The organism is Rickettsia endosymbiont of Ixodes scapularis, from assembly GCF_000160735.1.
GTDB classification, from domain to species: domain Bacteria; phylum Pseudomonadota; class Alphaproteobacteria; order Rickettsiales; family Rickettsiaceae; genus Rickettsia; species Rickettsia tamurae.
Window position 1 is genome coordinate 3,456 of sequence record NZ_GG688302.1, and the last position, 3,726, is coordinate 7,181.

The window sequence follows — 3,726 nt, forward strand, 5'->3', positions numbered from 1 at the left end:
AAAGATCAAAATTATGAACCGGTATGACACACTGCTAATCAAAATGACTATGACCAAAACGCTTTAGACATATTAGGAAAATATTACGATAATACGACTACAGATATTATATAAATATTGATAGCTTAAAAATTCTACAATAGCGAATTATTGCATAATTCGCTATTTGCGTTATTTAAATCAAATCATTTAGCTTCATGATCTTTAGCAAAATCAATTAAGCTTTCCACAACATCACTTAAATTTTCGATATTAAAATTAATCCCAATTTCTTTTTTAACGACATCAAAAAAATAATCATCAAGTGAATTTCTCATTTCATTTAAAATTTTAGTGTTTTTTGTCCAATGAACAATTATTTTTTCTTAATGATCTCATAGGTATCAAGAGCAATTTTAACACTTGCTTCATGCTGATTTTGATCTGTTTGATTTTGTAAGAAACTAAGTGATTTTCTATAAAAAGCTATTACTGTTTTGTTGTTGCCTAATTCACTCGGCACATCATTTTTAAATTCAGCACTTATTTTTTTAACTCTATTTAACGCGAGTTTCGTATTAAGATGCCTAAATTATGGTTAATGAATATGCTATAATGCTTATCCTTTCAAGGTTTGTAAGAGGTGTGACAAGTTTTACAATTTAATAGTTATAGTCAAAAAAGACAATTTACTAAAAATTTATGCAGTTTTAAGTACATTTTATAACAAAAACAGTATTATCAAGATCCCCGTAACCCAGTTACTATCAGCTATTCAGTTCCTCTATTAATACGAAACTCGCGTTATATAATTACCACCCAGTAACAAACAAGTTCTTTTAAATGATCTCCCATAATCAAGAACAAATACCTTGCCACCAACTCCAAGCACTGACAGCATTAATTCCTGCATAAAAACTGATTTACCAGAGCCAGGAACTCCTGCTATACAAAGATTAAAATTCTCATTTGGCGTTGAGTTAGTATTGCGTCCTGATTTTGCTATCAAAGCACTACCAAAAGGTGACCAATACATAATCTGTCCTCTTTTGCCTACAAGTAGCATACCAGGAGATATTAAATCGCCTTTCCATTCACCAATAATGGGCAGTAATACTTTACTTTCTGCAGCAATAGTTTTTATGCCTCTACCAAGACTTGATAATGCTACCCCAACTCCTACTATTTTAGGTGATAATATGCCTTTAAATTTGTTGGTCCAAGAATTAGCTGTCACCTCAACTAACTGCATAGGTAAACTTGCAAGAACCACAGCTAAATGATCATATTTGCAAGGAACAAAATACCAACCACTTCTTCGCATATTTGAGCAAAACTGTGATGCTGCAGTCTTAGCTTTATCTGTACTTCCATACATAATAACATTGAAGTGGATGTTTACTACCCGATCACCACTTTGCAGACTTGCTACTGCTCCTGCTAAATCCTCTGCTTCATGTGCTAGATTTGGAAAAAATTTACCCATACCAGCATTAATATTTCTCTCTAAAGCTTCTCTTTTTGTAATTGCTGCTGTTTTAGCTATCATTTGATTAGCTGCTATTTGCAAACCAAAATGCATTAGAAAATTGGATCTAATATATTCATCTCGACGCATTTCATTACCTAAAAATAAATCCATGGCTGATAATCGCCACTATGATGGTCTTTTACTTGCCTCTAAAGATAGAAATATCTGATCGTTATTAAGACGAACAGAATTTTCCTCTTCAAACAAAGAAAAATCACTAGGTAAAATCTGCTGCGATAATATATCATAAGGATTAAGCTCGGGTTGCTCTGCTATATTCCAACCAAAAATTAAACGCATCAATTTTAATAATAATTTGGCATCTACATCTTCAGTTAACATGCCAATTGATTTAAATGTATCTTGCAGTACTTCTTTTCTGCGAATCATTTCATTAATATCAATCTTAAGCGTCGGAATAGTTACTGAAATTAATAAAACTATATCCTTGATACTTCCTTCTTCTGTAGCTTTATCTTGGAGAAACTTTGCTCTTTTATTACTTAACTCAGAAAAGATGCCACCCTTGCGATGTGATTGCCAATTATCTAAATATTCCTTTATATGATCACAGCCAATCATCAGCACTTGAAAACTACTACCTGCTGGTAAATTCTCATCACTTTTGATAAATTCAGCAATCTCACCTTGAGCTAGCAAGCTTGCTCCAACAATTGGTCCGCCAAGCAGTACAAATCCTACTGAAGCTCTATTAAAAAATAAACCGGAATCCTTATCATATGACTCATAAACAAAATGCTTAGAAAGGCTTATGCGAGAAAAATCTTTATGGATATTAGGCTTCATCTAATTACCTTTAAGTTTTTTATTCTTACCTAAACAACATATGTTATATTGTTTATCCGGATCGAATATACCAAGATCTGCCATTTTATTGACTTCATATAAAGATTTACACTTTATCCCTTCAGGAATAGGACAATCAAAGTCGCTACGATATGACATTAATTTACAGCTGCTGATACTAAAGAACCCTCAGCTATAAGCTGAGGGGTTATAAAGTGGAATCGATTAGAAATCGATCATCATTCACAGGTTCACCTTCCTGTTCATCAATATAGCGCTGTATCATTTCATCAGTTATATTACCTGAACTGACCGCCATATAGCCCCTAGCCCACAAATGATTGCCCCAAAATTGTTTTCTTAAATGAGCAAATTCTTGCAATAAAATTCTTGAGCTACTACCTTTTAAATACTGTACTAACTTGCTAAGAGATATTTGTGATTTATATGAGATAAACATATGCACGTGATCACATGATATTTTCCCTGAAATTATATATACTTCATGTTCCATACAAATCTGCCTTAGTAAATCTCTAGCCCTTTCCGCTACTTTGCCTATCAATACTCTCTTCCTATATTTTGGTATCCATATAAGATGTACTTTTAAATCATACTGACTATGACTATTCTTTCTATAACTTCTCATGTTTCTTGATATAAATTCATTGCTAAAGCAATTTCATTATATCTTCCCTTCACCTGAAGGCGAGGGATTTCTTATCCCCGAAGGGGACATTAAAATCCACCTTCTTGCTCTAGGATGTTATTATTTGCCGTAGATTCTTCATCTAATTGATGCTGCCCATTCTCATCATCTTTAAGAAATCGCTCTCTTAATTGTTTATTTGTTTTAGAAAAATTCTTATTACCAAAACTATTAATTCTGTTTGAGCCACTTGGATAATTATGATGATTCTGATAATTGTGATAATTTTCTTGCTGAGTAAAATTACCTCTATAACGCGAGTTTCGTATTAATAGAGGAACTGAATAGCTGATAGTAACTGGGTTACGAGGATATTAGTAATATTGTTTTTGTTATAAAATGTACTTAAAACTGCATAAATTTTTAGTAAATTGTCTTTTTTGACTATAACTATTAAATTGTAAAACTTGTCACACCTCTTACAAACCTTGAAAGGATAAGGATTATAGCATATTCATTAACCATAATTTAGGCATCTTAATACGAAACTCGCGTTTCTTAAATTACATGGCTAAAGCTTTAGCTCATGAACTGAGAGAAACTACTCAAGCTAATTGTCAGCATTTTCAGTTTAAATCTAGCGATGTAAACAAAGCTAAAGACCGATATCTAGATAAAATAGAACGTAGTACTAATACTAGCAGACAGGCCCAGTTAAAACGTAAAATCATGGTATTTTTGATCATGATACTGCCTATGA

The 3,726-nt window shown here is 32.4% G+C and carries 4 protein-coding genes and 2 pseudogenes; 1 reads left to right on the forward strand and 5 read right to left on the reverse strand.

All coding sequences use genetic code 11. The features are described from left to right. Positions 1-185 precede the first annotated feature (185 nt). The 5 genes and pseudogenes from REIS_RS16605 to tnpA form a co-directional block, all read right to left on the reverse strand. Positions 186-317 carry a hypothetical protein gene (locus REIS_RS16605; RefSeq protein ID WP_037213579.1) on the reverse strand — a complete coding sequence of 44 codons (132 nt, stop codon included), beginning with the start codon at positions 315-317 and terminating at the stop codon, positions 186-188. A gap of 38 nt (positions 318-355) precedes the next feature. Beyond that, entirely contained in the window at positions 356-502 is a 147-nt protein-coding gene (locus tag REIS_RS15180; RefSeq protein WP_241760974.1) for a hypothetical protein, read from the reverse strand. A gap of 282 nt (positions 503-784) precedes the next feature. Continuing rightward, a pseudogene (locus REIS_RS10120) lies at positions 785-2,317 on the reverse strand (TraC family protein); the annotation flags it as partial. Beyond that, on the reverse strand, positions 2,318-2,476 hold the full coding sequence (locus tag REIS_RS13665) for a conjugal transfer protein TraV (protein ID WP_241760975.1): 159 nt from the start codon (positions 2,474-2,476) through the stop codon (positions 2,318-2,320). Between the two features lie 49 nt (positions 2,477-2,525). Next, positions 2,526-2,966, reverse strand: a complete 441-nt coding sequence (tnpA, locus tag REIS_RS10130; RefSeq protein ID WP_008579324.1) for an IS200/IS605 family transposase — start codon at positions 2,964-2,966, stop codon at positions 2,526-2,528. A 558-nt stretch (positions 2,967-3,524) separates the two neighbouring features. Between tnpA and REIS_RS15185 the strand changes: the two are divergent. Then, positions 3,525-3,726: pseudogene (locus REIS_RS15185) on the forward strand (hypothetical protein); the annotation flags it as partial.